Origin of the sequence: Micromonospora wenchangensis (assembly GCF_002210435.1) — a bacterium.
Taxonomy (GTDB): Bacteria; Actinomycetota; Actinomycetes; order Mycobacteriales; family Micromonosporaceae; genus Micromonospora; species Micromonospora wenchangensis.
In genome coordinates, this window is sequence record NZ_MZMV01000048.1 from 16,809 (window position 1) to 32,719 (window position 15,911).

15 protein-coding genes are annotated in these 15,911 nt (G+C 72.8%); 6 read left to right on the forward strand and 9 right to left on the reverse strand.

Translation table 11 applies throughout. From position 1 onward, the window contains the following. Positions 1 to 44: 44 nt before the first annotated feature. The gene (locus tag B5D80_RS24005; protein WP_088646193.1) at positions 45 to 875 is read right to left on the reverse strand and encodes an alpha/beta fold hydrolase; all 831 of its coding nucleotides are present in this window, start codon (positions 873 to 875) and stop codon (positions 45 to 47) included. 74 nt (positions 876 to 949) lie between these two features. Between B5D80_RS24005 and B5D80_RS24010 the strand changes: the two genes are divergently transcribed. Next, a complete protein-coding gene (locus B5D80_RS24010; RefSeq protein WP_088646194.1) occupies positions 950 to 1,987 on the forward strand; it encodes a sigma-70 family RNA polymerase sigma factor in 1,038 nt (345 codons plus the stop codon). Positions 1,988 to 2,034: 47 nt separating this feature from the next. Here B5D80_RS24010 and B5D80_RS24015 read toward each other — a convergent pair whose 3' ends face one another. Further along, positions 2,035 to 3,372 (reverse strand): glycoside hydrolase family 43 protein, encoded by a 1,338-nt coding sequence (locus tag B5D80_RS24015; RefSeq protein ID WP_088646195.1) that lies wholly within the window; start codon positions 3,370 to 3,372, stop codon positions 2,035 to 2,037. An 80-nt stretch (positions 3,373 to 3,452) separates the two neighbouring features. On the opposite strand from B5D80_RS24015, the gene B5D80_RS24020 reads away from it, so the two are divergent. Then, a complete protein-coding gene (locus B5D80_RS24020; protein ID WP_088646196.1) occupies positions 3,453 to 4,634 on the forward strand; it encodes an ROK family protein in 1,182 nt (393 codons plus the stop codon). Positions 4,635 to 4,769: 135 nt separating this feature from the next. Here the strand turns inward: B5D80_RS24020 and B5D80_RS24025 are convergent, their stop codons facing one another. Beyond that, positions 4,770 to 5,180 carry a RidA family protein gene (locus B5D80_RS24025; protein WP_088646197.1) on the reverse strand — a complete coding sequence of 137 codons (411 nt, stop codon included), beginning with the start codon at positions 5,178 to 5,180 and terminating at the stop codon, positions 4,770 to 4,772. Positions 5,181 to 5,252: 72 nt separating this feature from the next. On the opposite strand from B5D80_RS24025, the gene B5D80_RS24030 reads away from it, so the two are divergent. Further along, complete coding sequence (locus B5D80_RS24030) at positions 5,253 to 5,627, forward strand: winged helix-turn-helix transcriptional regulator (RefSeq protein ID WP_088646198.1); 375 nt, start codon at positions 5,253 to 5,255, stop codon at positions 5,625 to 5,627. A gap of 26 nt (positions 5,628 to 5,653) precedes the next feature. On the opposite strand, the gene B5D80_RS24035 is transcribed toward B5D80_RS24030, so the two are convergent. Both B5D80_RS24035 and metH read right to left on the reverse strand, forming a co-directional pair. Beyond that, positions 5,654 to 5,962, reverse strand: coding sequence for a hypothetical protein (locus tag B5D80_RS24035; protein WP_088646199.1), 309 nt, complete (start codon positions 5,960 to 5,962; stop codon positions 5,654 to 5,656). 111 nt (positions 5,963 to 6,073) lie between these two features. Then, positions 6,074 to 9,577: a methionine synthase gene (gene metH / locus B5D80_RS24040; protein ID WP_088646200.1), complete on the reverse strand. Its 3,504-nt coding sequence runs from the start codon at positions 9,575 to 9,577 to the stop codon at positions 6,074 to 6,076. A 271-nt stretch (positions 9,578 to 9,848) separates the two neighbouring features. Here metH and B5D80_RS24045 point away from each other — a divergent pair, with 271 nt between their 5' ends. Then, complete coding sequence (locus tag B5D80_RS24045; RefSeq protein WP_088646201.1) at positions 9,849 to 10,718, forward strand: PAC2 family protein; 870 nt, start codon at positions 9,849 to 9,851, stop codon at positions 10,716 to 10,718. Between the two features lie 115 nt (positions 10,719 to 10,833). Then, the gene (locus tag B5D80_RS24050; protein WP_088646202.1) at positions 10,834 to 11,625 is read left to right on the forward strand and encodes a GntR family transcriptional regulator; all 792 of its coding nucleotides are present in this window, start codon (positions 10,834 to 10,836) and stop codon (positions 11,623 to 11,625) included. Between the two features lie 175 nt (positions 11,626 to 11,800). Here B5D80_RS24050 and B5D80_RS24055 read toward each other — a convergent pair whose 3' ends face one another. Next, positions 11,801 to 12,517: a LysE family transporter gene (locus B5D80_RS24055; RefSeq protein WP_088646203.1), complete on the reverse strand. Its 717-nt coding sequence runs from the start codon at positions 12,515 to 12,517 to the stop codon at positions 11,801 to 11,803. Between the two features lie 68 nt (positions 12,518 to 12,585). Here B5D80_RS24055 and B5D80_RS24060 point away from each other — a divergent pair, with 68 nt between their 5' ends. Next, entirely contained in the window at positions 12,586 to 13,032 is a 447-nt protein-coding gene (locus B5D80_RS24060; RefSeq protein ID WP_088646204.1) for an Lrp/AsnC family transcriptional regulator, read from the forward strand. 167 nt (positions 13,033 to 13,199) lie between these two features. On the opposite strand, the gene mshC is transcribed toward B5D80_RS24060, so the two are convergent. The 3 genes from mshC to B5D80_RS24075 all read right to left on the reverse strand — a co-directional run bounded on the left by mshC (position 13,200) and on the right by B5D80_RS24075 (position 15,896). Continuing rightward, positions 13,200 to 14,438 (reverse strand): cysteine--1-D-myo-inosityl 2-amino-2-deoxy-alpha-D-glucopyranoside ligase, encoded by a 1,239-nt coding sequence (mshC, locus tag B5D80_RS24065; RefSeq protein ID WP_088646205.1) that lies wholly within the window; start codon positions 14,436 to 14,438, stop codon positions 13,200 to 13,202. Between the two features lie 67 nt (positions 14,439 to 14,505). Next, the gene (locus B5D80_RS24070; protein ID WP_088646206.1) at positions 14,506 to 15,321 is read right to left on the reverse strand and encodes an SCO1664 family protein; all 816 of its coding nucleotides are present in this window, start codon (positions 15,319 to 15,321) and stop codon (positions 14,506 to 14,508) included. Beyond that, positions 15,318 to 15,896: a DUF3090 domain-containing protein gene (locus tag B5D80_RS24075; RefSeq protein ID WP_088646207.1), complete on the reverse strand. Its 579-nt coding sequence runs from the start codon at positions 15,894 to 15,896 to the stop codon at positions 15,318 to 15,320. The genes B5D80_RS24070 and B5D80_RS24075 overlap by 4 nt, the downstream gene beginning before the upstream one ends. Positions 15,897 to 15,911 lie beyond the last annotated feature (15 nt).

A 15,911-nucleotide genomic window follows, 5' to 3' on the forward strand; every position in this document is an offset into this window, starting at 1 on the left:
CCCCGGTACGCGGGCCACCCCGGCCGCCCGCCGTCGCCCCGCCGTCACCCGGCGATGACCTCCCGCAGCCGGACGGCGAAGCCGGCCGGGTCGTCGGCGAAGCCGAGGTGCCCGCCGGGGAACATGGTGGGTGGCACGCCCAGCGCGGCGGCCAGCGCGCGGGAGCTGCGGTCGCACAGTTCCCCCGCCGACTCCGCACCGAGACCGACCAGCACCCGGGTCGGGCCGTCGCGCAGGGCGGCGATGTCCGGCTGGTGGCGGGTGGTGCCGCGCAGGGTGTGCAGGTACTGGTAGCGCTCGTCGGCGGCGTCCTGCGGGTCGGGTTCCTGGCCGAACATGCCCTGGACCATCTCCTCGGGCATGACGATGTTGGCGATGGCGAGGAACTTCCGCCAGGCCCCCAGCCGGTCCCCACGCCGGTAGGTGGCGACCATGTCGTCCTCCCGGGCGAGCAGGTCGTCACGGTCGTCGAGCAGCAGCACCAGCGGCGGCTCGTGGGCGATCACGGTGTGCGCCGCCCGCGGGTGCGCCTGGGCGAGCGCCAGGACGGTGACCGCGCCACCGCTGGAGCCGAGCACCGTCGCCGGGCCGGCGTCGAGGTGGGCCAGCAGTCGGGCCAGGTCGTCGGCGCGCAGTTCGGGGGTGGAGTCCTGCTCGGGGTCGTGCAGCCGGCTGCGGCGGATGCCCCGCGGGTCGGTGGTGAGCACCGTGTGGTCGGTGGCGAGCAGGTCGGCCAGCGGGGCGAACGCCCGGGCGTCCATCGGGGCGGCGACCAGCGCCACCAGGGGCCCCTGACCGCGTACCTCGAAGTACAGGGTGCCGTCGGGGACGGCCAGGGTGGCGGTGGTCACCGGGACGGTGGTGGAACTGCTCATGATCGGGTCCTCCGGGTCGTGACGTGCGGCTCGTACCCGGTACAGACTCCCGGCGTGGGGCAGAATCGTCGGTCGTGAGCAGGATTTCCACCGAGATCACGGCCGACGACCACGACGCGACGCTGACCCGGGCCCGGAGCGGGGACGACGCCGCGTTCACCGCGCTGGTCGCGCCGCTGCGGCCGGAACTGCACGCGCACTGCTACCGGATGCTCGGCTCCCCGCACGACGCCGACGACGCGTTGCAGGAGGCCCTGCTGCGGGCCTGGCGGGCGCTGCCCCGGTTCGAGGGGCGCAGCTCCCTGCGAACCTGGCTCTACACCGTCGCCACCCGCACCTGCCTGGACCTGGCCAGCGGGCGGGGGCGGCGGGCGCTGCCCGTCGACCTGGGGCCGGCCAGCGAACACGCCGTGCCGGGCAGCGTCGCCGCCGACCACGTGCGGTGGCTCGGCCCGTACCCCGACGCCGCCCTGGCCGCCGGCCCGGCCACCCCCGACGCCCGTTACGAGCAGCGGGAGGCCGTCGAGCTGGCGTTCGTCGCCGCGTTGCAACACCTGCCCGGCAACCAGCGGGCCGCGCTGCTGCTGTTCGACGTGCTCGGCTTCACCGCCGCCGAGATCGCCGCCATGACGGGCACCTCCGCCGGGTCGGTCAACTCGGCGCTGGCGCGGGCCCGTCGGGTCGTCGCCGAGCGGGTGCCCGCCCGCAGCCAGCAGCAGGCGCTGCGGACCCTCGGCGACGCCCGGCTGCGCGAGGTCGCCGCCGGCTACGCCACCGCCCTGGAGAACGGCGACGCCGACGCCCTGGTCGCCCTGCTCACCGAGGACGTCACCTGGTCGATGCCGCCGCTGCCGCACTGGTACGCCGGCCGGGACGCGGTGCTGGACTTCGCGCGGGCGATGCCGCTGGGCAGCTGCGGCGGATGGCGGCACCTGCCGGTGGCCGCCAACGGCCAGCCGGCGGTGGCCAACTACCTGCGCGCGGGTGGCACCGGACCCTACCTGCCGTGGTCGATCACGGTGCTGACGGTGCGCGACGGCCTGATCGCCGACCTCGTCTCGTTCCTCGACGACACCCTGTTCCCGACGTTCGGCCTACCGGCCACCCGCTGACGGCCGGTGGGCGGGCCTCCCGCCCACCGGCCGACGCGTCGGTCCGCTCAGGCCAGCGGCGCGGTGAGGGTGTACGAGGCGTCCCCGGCGAAGGTGCTGCCGGCGGCGTACGGGTCGACCCGCAGCACGTAGTCGTAGTGGCGCAGGTAGCGGCCGGGATGGTTCCACGACTCGAACGAGTAGCTGCCGCCCCCGGCCAGCCCGGTCCGGCTGCAGAAGGTGGCGTCCCCGGCGAAGACGGCGCTGCCGTCGTTGCCGGCGAGCCGGATCGTGAAGTCCCAGTGCCGCAGGTAGGAGCCGTTGACCGCGCGGAACGAGTAGCAGGAGGAGTTGGCCAGGCCGGGGACGATCTGGAAGGTGGCGTCCTGCCGGTCGGCCAGCGGGCTGCCGCTGCCCAGCACGTCGATGCGGGCCACGTTGTCGCGGTGGCGGACGTACCGGTCGGGGAAGTTCGCCGAGCGCAGCGAGCGGCTGCCGGTGGGCGGGGCGGAGGAGTCCCCGACGCTCTCCCGCAGCACGGTGAAGTGGCGCACCGTGCCGGACAGCCCGGCCAGTTCGGTCTTGCCGGTGAAGCCGTACAGGTCGCTGCTGTCGGCGGAGTAGTAGCGGCCGGCGCCGTACTGGTCGAAGTAGATCCGCCAGCGGTTGTCGGGCAGCCGGACCAGGGCCGGGCCTTCGAGGCCGGAACCCCAGCCGGCCCAGTTGCCGGTGCCGACCCAGCTCCACGGCCCGGTCAGCGCGGTCGCGGTGGCGTGCTCGATGTACTTGGTGGTCTCGTTCTTCATGAAGTTGTGGTAGGTGTTGCCGACCTTGACGATGAAGCTGTCGATGTGGTTGGTGCCGATGCCGTTGAGCGCCGCCGGGGCGCTCCACGCCGACAGCGCGGAGTTCGTCGCGGTGATCCGGTAGGGCTGGAACTGCCCGGCGGTGCCGGTCTGCGACACGGAGACGACGATGTGCACGCTGCCGTCGCTGTCGACGAACCACTCCGGTGCCCAGGTGCTCCCGTTGGCCGGCGCGACGGGCACGGTGACGTTGCGCTGGAAGGTCCAGCTCAGGTAGTCGGCGCTGCGGGCGATGCCGATGGTGTTGCCGGTCCAGCCGGTGGTGTAGACGAGGTAGTAGTAGCCGTCGGTGTGCCGGATGACGCTCGGGTCGCGGACCAGCCCGGACGGCGGGGTGTAGGCGTTGGCCCGTTGCAGGGTGAACCGGGTGGCGTCGGCCGAGTCGTAGACGTACATGTTGGATTCGCTGCTGTTGGTGAACGCGGTCATCAGGTAGTGCGGGACCGGCCCGGCGGCGTTGGCCCGCGCCGGCCCGGCGACCAGCAGGCCACCGAGCACGCAGAGCACCGCCGCCAGGGCGCCGTAGCGGAGACGTCCCATCGACACACCTCTCTCTATAAATCGATGGTTGTCATCCTGCACTATTGCCAATGGTTTTCGTAAGTGTTGCGATAAGCCCCATGGCCCGGACCTCCCGCGACATTCGTTCCGCCAACCGGCTCACCGTCGTCCAGCAGGTCGTCGCCGCCGGCACCACCAGCCGGCAACGCCTCGCCGTCGACACCGGGCTCAGCCTCGGCACCGTCGCCACCCTGGTCGCCGAACTCACCGACCTCGGGCTGCTCACCGAGGCCGGCCAAGAGGACTCCGGCGGCGGGCGACCCCGCGGCCTGGTCACCGCCGACCCGCACGGCGGCCTGCTGGTCGGCGTCGACGTCGCCGAGACGTACGTGCACGTCGACCTCTTCGACACCACGCTGACCCGGCTGGCCGGAGCCGAGGAGGCGCTACGCCCCCTGGAACGCCGCCCCCACCAGGTGGTCCGGCACATCGTCAGCGGCATCGACACCGTCCTGGCCGGCACCGGGGCCCGGGTGCTGGGCGTCGGGGTCAGCGTCCCCGGTCAGGTCGACCGGGAGGGCGGCGTGTCGGTGTTCGCGCCCAACTGGAACTGGCACGACGTACCGCTGCGGGACCTGCTCGCCGACCACCTGCCGCTGCCGCTGCACCTGGACAACCCGCTGCGCGCGGCGGTGCTCGCCGAACTGTGGGCCGGGGCCGCCCGGGGCCGCGACGACGTCGCCGTGATCAATCTGGGCACCGGCGTCGGCGCGGGCCTCGCCTTCGGCGGCATCCTCTACCGGGGCAGCAGCAACAGCGCCGGCGAGTGGGGGCACACCACCCTGGTCCTCGACGGCCGGCTCTGCCGGTGCGGCAGCCGGGGCTGCGTCGAGGCGTACGTCGGCGCGCCCGGCATCATGCAGACCCTGCGCGACCTGGCCCCGACCAGCCCGCTGCTGCACCCCGAGGACCAGACCGCCACCCTCGACGCCCTCGCCGCCGGCCTGGCCGCCGACGACCCCACCGCCGCGAAGGTGGTCGCCGAGACCGCCCGCTACCTCGGCGTCGCCGTCGCCGACCTGGTCAACCTGCTCAACCCGGAGGTCGTGGTGCTCAGTAGCTGGGTCGCCGACCGGCTCGGCGACCGGCTGCGCGACGAGGTCCGCGCCGTGGTCGCCCAGCACGCGCTGCGTCGCCCGCTCGTCGCCACCGGGATCGTCCGCTCCCCCGTCGCCGGCAACCCGGTCAGCCTCGGCGCGGCCACCCTCGCCCTGGAGGGCTTCCTCACCCAGGGACGCTAGCCCCCACCCCGTCCGCCCCCGCCCCGCCCCGCCCCGACCCGGCCCGGCCTGATCGGCGCTATTTGGCCGATTTAGCGGTATCGGAGCGCTCGGATACCGCTGGATCGCCGACACAGGTCGTGCCGGGCCGGGACATCAGTCCAGGATCGCCGTCGCCTCGACCTCGACGAGAACGTCCGGCTCGAAGAGATAATCGACGCCGATGAGCGACGACGGCGGCAACGGCTGCGGCAGGCCAAGTTCCCCCGCCACGTCCTCCACCCCGGCCATGAAGTCACCGATCCGCTCCGGCGACCAGTTCGTCACGTAGAACGTCAGGCGGACGACGTCGGCGAAGCCCGCGCCGGCACCGGCCAGCCCGTACCCCGTGTTGCGCAGCGCCTGGGCGACCTGACCCCGCAGGTCGCCGATGGCGACCGGACGGCCGGCCCCGTCCCGGCTGATCTGACCGGCCACGTGGACGTGGCGCGACCCCGACGCCACCGCGACGTGGTGGTAGGGAACGGGCTGCGTCATGCCCGGTGCGGAGAAGAGCTGGACACCCATCTGACTTCCTTTCCTCGGTGGTATCTCATGGATACCTGGTGTACCGAGGGAACTTCAACGAGACTAGGTGTCATGCCGGAAACCACACCCCCGCCGTCTGAAGCCCTCCAGATCACCCCGCCGCACCGCGAGCTGCTGGACCAGGTGCTCGACAAGTGGTCGTTGGAGGTGCTCAACCAGCTCTGCGAACGGCCCTGCCGGTTCAACGAGCTGCGCCACGCCATCCCCGCCGTGTCCCAGAAGTCACTGAGCGCCACCCTGCGCCGGCTCGAACGCAACGGCATCGTCGCGCGGCACGTCCTGGCCTCGCGGCCGGTCGCCGTCGAGTACCGCATCACCCCGCTGGGCAAGACGCTCCGGCACCCGGTCGACGTCCTGCTCGACTGGGCCGGGCGGCACCTGCCCGCGATCGAGGCCGCCCGACGGACGTACGACGGGACCGGGTGAGGTCACCGGGCCCGCCGGAACCGAAGTCAGGAGGCCAGGCGGCGTATCCGTTCGGCGACGACGAAGGCGGCATCCTCAGCACCCTGACGGACCCTGGTGCCGGTGATCGCGTCGGCAAGCGCGACAAGCTGTTCCGGCCGCCGGCTTTTCATCCCGTGCAGCGGCAACCTCACCTCGAACACCGGATGCCCAGTCCTGACCAGCAACGACACGATGTCTCGCCGGCGGTCATCCTCGGCGTCGATGTCCGCCGTGGACAGATCGACCCATCGCGTCCGAAACCACAGGCGCTCACCGAGCAGCGTCCCGTCCAGCCACACCGCGTAGGGAATCACCGCGACTATCGCCAGGCGTCGACGTCACCAGAGCGGATCATCTCTCCCGGAGCCACCACCGTCGCCTCGACGCCACCGTGCCCAGATCGAGGTAGGTACAGGACCATGACCTCACTTGGCGTTGAAGTAGTTGGCCTCCGGGTGGTGCACCACGATCGCGTCGGTGGCCTGCTCCGGCACCAGCTGGAACTCCTCCGACAACTGCACCCCGATCCGCTCCGCCCCCAGCAGCTCCACGATCTTGGCCCGGTCCTCCAGGTCCGGGCAGGCCGGGTAGCCGAACGCGTACCGGCAGCCCCGGTAGTCGTTGCGCAGCAGGCCGGCCAGGTCGGTCGGGTCGCCGGTGGCGACCGTGCCGCCGCCCGGCAGGGTCAGCTCGGAGCGGATCCGCCGGTGCCAGTACTCGGCGAGCGCCTCGGTGAGCTGCACGGACAACCCGTGCACCTCCAGGTAGTCGCGGTACTCGTTGGCGGCGAACATCTTCGCGGTGTACTCGCTGATCGGCTGCCCGACGGTGACCAGCTGCAACGCCACCACGTCCAGCCCGTCGTCCTTCGGACGGAAGAAGTCGGCCAGGCAGAGCCGCCGCTCCTGCCGCTGCCGGGGGAACGAGAACCGGGCCCGCTCGCTGGCGCCGTTCTCGTCCAGCACCACCAGGTCGTTGCCCTCGGAGTACGCCGGGAAGTAGCCGTACACCACGGCCGCCTCCAGCACCTGGTCGGCGATGAGCCGGTCCAGCCAGTACCGCAGCCGGGGCCGCCCCTCGGTCTCCACCAGTTCCTCGTACGACGGGCCCTGGCCGCCCCGCGACCCGCGCAGTCCCCACTGGCCGAGGAACGTGGCCCGCTCGTCCAGCAGCGCCGCGTAGTCGGCCAGCGGCACCCCCTTGACCACCCGGGTGCCGAAGAACGGCGGGGTGGGCACCGCCACGTCGGTGGCCACGTCGGAGCGGACCGAAGAGTCGTTCAGCTCCGGCAGCACCTCGGTGACCAGGGTGCGCTGCTTCTCCCGGCGGGCCCGCCGGGCCGCGAGCGCCGCCTCCCGCTCCGGGTCGACCACGGGTGCGCCGCCACGCTTGGCGGTCATCACCCGGTCCATCAGGGCCAACCCCTCGAAGGCGTCCCGGGCGTAGTGCACCTGGCCGGGGAACATCGCCCGCAGGTCGTCCTCGACGTACGCGCGGGTCAGCGCCGCCCCGCCCAGCAGCACCGGCCACCGCTCGGCGACCCCGCGCGAGGCCATCTCGGCGAGGTTCTCCTTCATGATGACCGTGCTCTTGACCAGCAGCCCGGACATGCCGATCGCGTCGGCCCGGTGCTCCTCGGCGGCGTCGAGGATCGCGCTGATCGGCTGCTTGATGCCGATGTTGACGACCTCGTAGCCGTTGTTGGACAGGATGATGTCGACCAGGTTCTTGCCGATGTCGTGCACGTCGCCACGCACGGTGGCCAGCACGATCCGGCCCTTGCCGCCGTCCTCGACGGCCTCCATGTGCGGCTCCAGGTAGGCCACCGCCGTCTTCATCACCTCGGCGGACTGGAGCACGAACGGCAACTGCATCTGCCCGGAGCCGAACAGCTCACCGACGACCTTCATCCCGTCCAGCAGGATGTCGTTGATGATGGACAGCGGGGACCGGCCCTGCACCATCGCGGCGTCCAGGTCGGCCTCCAGGCCGTTGCGCTCGCCGTCGATGATCCGCCGCTTGAGCCGCTCGTCCAACGGCAGCCCCGCCAGTTCCTCGGCCCGGGTGGCCCGCGCCGACGCGGCGTCGACACCCTCGAACGCCTCGATGAACCGCTGCACCGGGTCGTAGCCCTCGCGCCGCCGGTCGTAGATCAGGTCGAGGGCGACCTCGCGCTGCGCCTCGGGGATCTTCGACATCGGCAGGATCTTGCTGGCGTGCACGATCGCCGAGGTCAGCCCGGCCTGCACGCACTCGTGCAGGAACACCGAGTTGAGCACCTGCCGGGCCGCCGGGTTCAGCCCGAACGAGACGTTCGAGATGCCCAGGGTGAAGTTGACCCCCGGGTAGCGGGCGGCGATCTCCCGGATCGCCTCGATCGTCTCGATGCCGTCGCGCCGGGTCTCCTCCTGGCCGGTGGCGATCGGGAAGGTCAGCGCGTCGATGAGGATGTCCGACCGGTCCATCCCCCAACGCCCGGTCAGGTCGTCGATCAGCCGGGCCGCCACCCGGACCTTCCACTCCCGGGTACGGGCCTGCCCCTCCTCGTCGATGAGCAGCGCCACCACGGCCGCCCCGTGCTCGGCGATCACCGGCATCATCCGCGCGTAGCGGGAGTCGGGGCCGTCGCCGTCCTCGAAGTTGACCGAGTTGACCACGCAACGCCCACCGAGCATCTCCAACCCGGCCTCGATCACCGCCGGCTCGGTGGAGTCCAGCATGATCGGCAGGGTGGACGCGGTGGCGAACCGGCCGGCCAACTCCCGCATGTCCTGCGTGCCGTCCCGGCCGACGTAGTCGACGCAGAGGTCCAGCAGGTGCGAGCCGTCGCGGGCCTGGCTGCGGGCCACCTCGACGCACGCCTGCCAGTCGGCGGCGAGCATCGACTCGCGGAACGCCTTGGAGCCGTTGGCGTTGGTCCGCTCCCCCACCATCAGCACCGAGGCGTCCTGGGCGAACGGCACCGGGTGGTAGATCGACGAGACGCCCGCCTCGTGCCGGGGCTCCCGGGCCGCCGGGGTCGCGCCGTGCAACCGCTCGGCCAGCGCCCGGATGTGCTCCGGGGTGGTGCCGCAGCAGCCGCCGATCAGCCCGACGCCGTAGTCGGCGACGAACCGCTCCAGGGCGTCGGCCAGCTCGGCCGGGCTCAGCGGGAAGTACGCCCCGTCGGCGGTCAGCACCGGCAGGCCGGCGTTCGGCATCACCGACAGCGGGATGCGGGAGTGCTGCGACAGGTAGCGCAGGTGCTCGCCCATCTCGGCCGGGCCGGTGGAGCAGTTGAGCCCGATCAGGTCCACCCCCAGCGGCTCGATGGCCGCCAGCGCCGCCCCGATCTCGCTGCCCACGAGCATGGTGCCGGTGGTCTCCACCGCCACGTGACAGATGATCGGCACCTGCTGGCCCAGCTCGGCCATCGCCCGCTTCGACCCGACCACGGCCGCCTTGACCTGGAGCAGGTCCTGACAGGTCTCGATGATCAGCGCGTCCGACCCGCCGGCGATGAGCCCGGCCGCGTTCTCCTGGTACGCGTCCCGCAGCGTCGCGTACGGGGCGTGGCCGAGGGTGGGCAGCTTGGTGCCGGGGCCGATCGAGCCGAGCACGAATCGGGGGCGCTCCGCCGTGGCGTACGCGTCGGCGGCCTCCCGGGCGATCCGCGCGCCGGCCTCGGAGAGCTCCCGGATGCGCTGCGGGATGTCGTACTCGGCGAGGTTGGCGAGGTTCGCGCCGAAGGTGTTCGTCTCGACGCAGTCCGCGCCGGCCGCCAGGTAGGCCTCGTGCACACCGCGCACCACGTCGGGCCGGGTCACGTTGAGGATCTCGTTGCAGCCCTCCAGCCCCTCGAAGTCGTCGAGGCTCAGGTCGGCAGCCTGGAGCATTGTCCCCATCGCGCCGTCGGCGATGAGGATCCGGTCGGCCAGCACATCCCGCAACGAAGTCCGCACCACATCAGGTTAGTGCGGTCGATCCGGTGACTGTCGACGCCCGGGGGCGTCCCACTATGTGTCCATCCGCTCCGCGTCCCGGTTCGTACCGGTTCGGCGGCGGGGTGGGGCGGTGTGCCGGCGCGGCCGACGGGCCGCGCGCCGCGCCGGGACGTAGGCTTGCGGACGTGAAGGACATCAGGGACGCCACCGTGCACGGCGGGCGGGTGACCGGGCCGACCCCCGGCACCGTCGGCGACGAGCGGGGCGAGGTGACGGCGTGACCGAGTTCGACGGGCTGCCGGTGTTGCGGTCCCCGGTGGCGATCGCCGCCTTCGAGGGCTGGAACGACGCCGCGGACGCCTCCACCGCCGCCGTGGAACACCTGGAACAGGTCTGGCAGGCCCGCCAGATCACCGAGATCGACCCGGAGGAGTTCTACGACTTCCAGGTCAGCCGCCCGACGATCACGATGTCCGACGGCGAGACCCGCCGGGTGGAGTGGCCCACCACGAAGTTCATGGTGGCCAGCCCCGAGGGCACCGACCGTGACGTGGTGCTGATCCGGGGCATCGAGCCGAGCATGCGCTGGCGCACGTTCTGCGAGCAGGTGCTGGAGATCTGCCACAGCCTGGAGGTCGAACGGGTGGTGCTGCTCGGCGCGTTGCTGGCCGACGTGCCGTACACCAGGCCGTTGCCGATCAGCGGCAGCGCCTCGGACGCCCAGGCGGCCCAGCGTTACCAGCTCACCCCCACCCGGTACGACGGGCCCACCGGCATCGTCGGGGTGCTCCAGGACGCCTGCACCCGGGCCGAGGTCGACGCGGTGTCGTTCTGGGTGCACGTGCCGCACTACGCCAACAACCCGCCCTGCCCCAAGGCCACCCTGGCCCTGCTGCACCGGGTCGAGGAGGTGCTCGACCTGCCCGTGCCGATGGCCGACCTGGCCGAGGAGGCCGCCGAGTGGGAGCAGCGGGTGCGCGGCGCCGCCGAGCAGGACGCCGAGCTGGGTGAGTACGTGCGGGAGTTGGAGGAACGCGTCGGCGACGCGGGCATCACCCCGTTGACAGGTGACGAGATCGCCCAGGAGTTCGAGAAGTACCTGCGCCGCCGGGGCGGTTCCGCCGGCCCCACCGCCGGCTCCTGGTAGTCGTTCCCGCAGGGCCCCGGGCGTCGCGGCGTCCGGGGCTTTTCGGCGTGTCCGGGGTGGCGCCGTCACCCCGTCTAGGGCATCCTAGGAACCTAGCTGTCAGGAGGAGGCGGGCGTGCAGATCAACCCGGGAGCCGCCGAGTTCCCGCACCGGCAGATCGCCGCGCAGCTCAAGGCCCAGGTGCGGCGGGGTGACTGGGGGCCTGGCGAACGGCTGCCGTCCATCCCGGCCATCGCCGAGATGTTCGGGGTGGCGAAGCAGACCGTGCAACGCGCCGTCGACCAACTGCGGGTCGAGGGCATCCTGATCACCAAACCCGGCTCCGGTACGTACGTGCGGGGCACCCGGCGGCGACTCAACCGGCTCTCCCGGGGCCGGTACGGCGGTTTCCGCGGCTACCACGCCGACCTCGCCGCGCGGTACCGCCAGCAACTCGTCTCGGTCGGCCGGGCACCCGCCCCGCCCGAGGTGGCCGACGCGTTCGGGGTCGCCGACGGCACCGAACTGCTCTGCCGCCGGCACCTGGTACGTACCGACGACTCCCCGGTGGAGGTGGGCGCGTCCTGGTTCCTGCCGAAGGACACCGCCGGCACCTCCCTGGAGCGGGCCGAGGCGTTCGGCCGGCCGCTCTACCAGGAGGCCGAGGAGGTGACCGGCCGGCGGTACACCACCGCCGCCGACACCATCAGCGCCCGCCAACCCAGCCGGGAGGAGGCCGAGACGCTCCAGATCCGCCCCGACACGCCTGTGCTGCACCTGCTGCACGTCGCCTACGACGCCCACCGCAAGCCGATCGAGGTCGCCCAGGCCACCTGGCCCGGCCCGATGACCACGCTGACCGAGGAGTACCAGGTCCCCGCCCCCGCGCCGGACCCCGACCCCGATCCCGGCCTGGTCCTCGGCTGACCCCGGTCGGGCACCGCCGGCCCCGGCCCGGCCTCGCGCACCTGGGCCGGGCCGGCCTCCGCAGCGGGGCCGGCCCACTGTACTGGGGCCTGGCGGCGGCCCGAACCACCTGGTCACCGGGGTCAGCCACCGCGTAGCCGGCGGGACGCACCGGGCGCAGGCGGCCAACCGTGCCTCAGGTGACCGCGGTGACCACGACGACGGTCGCTCCGAGCGCGACGACGATCAAGGAGGCGACCACCCCGAGCAGGTCGGCGACCCGTACCGGGACGGTGGCGCCCAGGGCCGCGCCGACCGTGGCGAGCCCGGTCTGCCAGAGCAGGGAGGCCAGCCCGGCGGCGACGACGAACACCCCGGGCCCGGTCCAGTTGCCCGGCACGGCGCTCACCGTCCCGGCCAGGGCGAAGAAGTACACCAATGTCAACGGGTTGACCGCGGTGAGCAGCACGAAGCGGACGTAGACCGGTCCGGCGGAGGTCCGGGCCGGACGTCCCCCGCCGGTGCGCTTCCTCCCGGCACCGGCGGTTTCCGTGGGGCTCCCACCGGCACCGGGCTCGGCGGTGTCGGGGCCGTCCCCGGCGGGGCGTGCCGGGGCGCGGCGCAGGGTGACCAGTTGGTGGCAGCCCAACCCGACGATCACCAGGCCGGACAGGTAACGGGGGGCGTCCCCCCACGAGGCGACCACCGGCGCGAGCGCCGCCCCGGTCAGCAGCGCGCCGAGGCAGTAGAGGGTGTCGACGGTGGCGACGCCGGACGCGGCGGCCAGGCCGCGGCGGTGACCGCCAAGCATCCCCTCCCGGACGATCAGCACCCCGATCGCCCCCAGGGGCATCGCCACCCCCAGCCCGGCGGCGAACCCGGCGACCGCCAGGAACACGATTCCATCAGCCATCCGCCGAGTCTGGGTCACCCCGACGGGCCCGACCGAGAGACGAGCGGTGCCGGCGTACGATTATCGGTGTGGACCGGCTGGACGAGCAGATTCTCGGCATCCTGCAGGAGAATGCGAGGTGTTCGTTCAGTGAGATCGGTCGACGGGTCGGCCTGAGCACGAACGCCACCGCCGCCCGGGTCCGCCGGTTGGAAGCCGACGGCGTCATCCTCGGGTACACCGTCGTCACCGGTCACGACGCGCCGCAGCTCCGGGGCGGGTTGGAGGTGTTCATCGACGTACGCCTCGACGCCGGGACCGACTACGAGACGTTCGTCGACGCCATCGCCCCGATCGAGCAGATCGTCGACGCGGTGCACATGACCGGGCCGTACGACTACCTGCTGCGGGCCCGGCTACGGGACACCGCCGCCCTGGACGCGTTGCTGCGTCGGCTCAAGAAGAGCTGCGGTGTCGTGCAGACCCAGACCCGCGTCGCCCTACGCCAACCCACCCCCCATCCCCGCCCCCACTAACAGCCCCCCAGCCCCCACCAGCCGCGCCCCGGCCCAGGCCCCTGCGTCGATCATGGAGTTGTGGGGCTCCACATACGTCGCATACGGGGGTTCAACCCCCACCACAACTCCATGATCGACGAGCCGTAAGGGGGGCGCGGACCCGGGCGGACCCGGGCGGGTGGGGGTTAGAGGCGGATGCCGAGGAGGGCGTCTACGGTGCTGGTGAAGAGTGCCGGGGCCTGGGGGTCGTCGCCGGTGCCGGCCAGGGCCGCCCCGGCCCAGTCGTCGGCCAGGGCGAGGGCGCCCGGGGTGTCCAGGTCGTCGCCGAGGCGCTCGCGTACCCCGGCCAGGAAGTCCGCGCCGGACGGCCCGGACGGCGCGGCGGCGGCCCGCCGCCAACGGTCCAGCCGCTGCTGCGCGGCGGTCAGCACCTCGTCCGTCCAGGCCCGGTCGTCCCGGTAGTGGCCGGACATCAGGCCGAGCCGGACGGCCATCGGGTCCACCTGGTCGGCGCGCAGCCGGGAGACGAAGACCAGGTTGCCCTTGGACTTCGACATCTTCTCGCCGTCCAGGCCGATCATGCCGGCGTGCACGTAGTGGTCGGCGAAGGGGGCCGTGCCGGTGAGCCGCTCGGCGTGCGCGGCGGAGCACTCGTGGTGCGGGAAGATCAGGTCGTTGCCGCCGCCCTGCACGTCGAGCCGGTCGCCGAGCAGGTTCAGCGCGATCACCGTGCACTCGATGTGCCAGCCGGGCCGGCCGGGGCCCAGCTCGCCGCCCGGCCAGGACGGCTCGCCGTCGCGGGCGCCACGCCACAGCAGCGGGTCCAGCGGGTCGCGCTTGCCGGCCCGCTGCGGGTCGCCACCGCGCTCGGGGAAGATCTCCAGCATCTGCTCCCGGGTCAGGTTCGACTCGTAGCCGAACGCCGGGGCGGCGGCGATGTCGAAGTAGACGTCGCCGGTGCCGTCGTCGAGCCGGTAGGCGGCACCGTCCTTGAGCAGTTCCTGCACCCGGTCGGCGATGTGCGGGATCGACTCCACCGCGCCGACGTAGTGCGCCGGCGGGATGATCCGCAGCGCCTCCATGTCCTCGCGGAACAGCGCCGTCTCCCGCATCGCCAGGACCTTCCAGTCCTCGCCGTCGCGCTCGGCGCGTTCCAGCAGCGGGTCGTCGATGTCGGTGACGTTCTGCACGTACCGGACGGTCAGGCCGGCGTCGCGCCACATCCGCTGCACCAGATCAAAGGTGATCATGGTTGCGGCGTGGCCCAGGTGGGTGGCGTCGTACGGGGTGATGCCACAGACGTACATGGTGGCGGGGCCGGTGGGGCGGCTCGGGTGGAGACCGCGCCGCGCCGAGTCGTACAAGCTCAGGGGCCCGCCGTCACCCGGCAGCCGTGGCACCTCGTGTCCCGCCCAAGACTCCATGACCGCCAGCCTAACGAGCCGCCCGGCCGCCGGGAGGAACCGCCCGGGTGATCAACACGACAACGGCTCAGATCGGCGGCCACGGCATCGCCGGCCACTCCTGCGGCGGCAGCGGGTACCTGCCGGTGTCGCGCAGCCGCCGCACCCGGGCGGCCACCTCGGCGACCTCGCCGAGGGTCAGGTGCTCGGCCAGTTCCTCCCCCAGCTCGCCGGTGAGCTGGCCGTCGAGGGCGTCGAGCACCTGCACCGCGTCCGGGGGGAGCTGCCGGCCGGCCCACCCCCACAGCACGGTCCGCAGTTTCTCCTCGACGTGGAAGCAGACCCCGTGGTCCACCCCGTAGATCCGGTCGTCCGCGCCGGCCAGCACGTGCCCGCCCTTGCGGTCGGCGTTGTTGATGACCGCGTCCAGCACGGCCAACCGGGCCAGCCGGGGGTCGTCGGCGTGCGCCAGGGCGTACGCCGCGCCGTCGTCGTCGCGGGCGGCGGCCACCGCGAACCAGCGCGGCGGCACCGCCTCGGCCGGCACGAACCCGACCAGCGGCTCGGCGTCGTCCGGCTCGTCGATCCAGAGCTGACACGACCCGGGCCCGAGCGGCCCGTCGCGCAGCACCGTCGGCGGGACCAGGTCCCAGCCGGTGGCCCGGGAGACGAGGTAGGCCGAGACCTCCCGGCCGGCGAGGGTGCCGTCGGGGAAGTCCCAGAGCGGACGCTCGCCGCGCACCGGCTTGTAGACGCACCTGGCGGTACGGCCGTCCAGGGCCAGGGTCGCCCGCAGGGTGGTGTTGGAGGCGTCGACCAGCCGACCCTCCAGCTCCAGTTCACCGTCGCACAACAGCCGGAGCGCGGCGCTGGCGTCCTGGCGCTGCACCTCCGACGAGGTCACCGGTGGTAGCCGTTGTGCCGGGGGCAGAGGTGCCCGGCCGGGTCGAGCGGCTGGCCGCACAGCGGGCAGGGCGGGCGGCCGGCGTTGACCACCCGGCGGGCCCGTTCGATGAACTCGCGGGTCGCCTCGGGGGTCAGCCGGACCCGCAGCCGGTCGAGGTCCTCGTCCGGCTCGTCATCGTCGTCGTCCTCGTCGACCTCGTCGTCGCCCAGCTCGACCTCGGCCTCCGCCTCACCGGCGGCGATCGCCTCGATCACCACCGTGGCGGAGTCCACGTCGAAGGCGAGCCCGAGGGTGCCGACCCGGAACTCCTCGTCGACCGGATTGTCCAGCGGGTCGTTGTCGCCGACGGACACCGACGACTCCGGCAGCTCGACGCCGAAGCGGCGCTGCGCCTCGGAGAGCAGTTCCTCCAGCTTCTCGGCGAGCAGGGACACCTGCACCTTCTCCAGCGCGACGCTGACCAGCCGGCCGCCACCGCGGGCCTGGAGGAAGAACGTGCGCTCCCCGGGCGGCCCGACGGTCCCGGCGACGAACCGCTCGGGCGGCTCGAAGGCGTGCACCTGGTGGGTCATACCCACGACCCTATC